The 371-nt window shown below is 73.3% G+C and carries 1 pseudogene; it reads left to right on the forward strand.

Annotated elements, in window-relative coordinates:
* Nucleotides 1-110: 110 nt before the first annotated feature.
* Nucleotides 111-371 (forward strand): annotated as a pseudogene (locus UUA_RS18305) (TPM domain-containing protein); the annotation flags it as partial.

The following is a 371-nucleotide window of genomic DNA, read 5'->3' on the forward strand; positions in this document are numbered from 1 at the left end:
GGCTTCGGTGGCGGTGGCTGGGGCGGCGGCAGAGGCGGCGGTTTCGGCGGCGGCGGTTTCAGCGGTGGCGGCGGCAGCTTCGGCGGCGGCGGTTCTTCGGGGAGCTGGTGATGGCGCGCATGCGGCGACTGTGGGCGAATCTTTGCGGTGGCTGGTTCCAGCTGCCGCGGCGCTTTCCGTCCGCGCTGCTGGACGAGATGGCGGCGGCGATCGCCGCCAGTGAGCGCACCCACCTGGGCGAGATCCGCTTCGCGGTCGAATCGCGGCTGGCGCCGCTGGCCGTGCTGGAGGGTCTCGATGCCGCGACGCGTGCGCGCCAGGTCTTCGCCCAGCTGCGCGTGTGGGACACCGAGCACAACAGCGGCGTGCTG

It is taken from the genome of Rhodanobacter thiooxydans LCS2 (assembly GCF_000264375.1).
GTDB classification, from domain to species: Bacteria; Pseudomonadota; Gammaproteobacteria; order Xanthomonadales; family Rhodanobacteraceae; genus Rhodanobacter; species Rhodanobacter thiooxydans.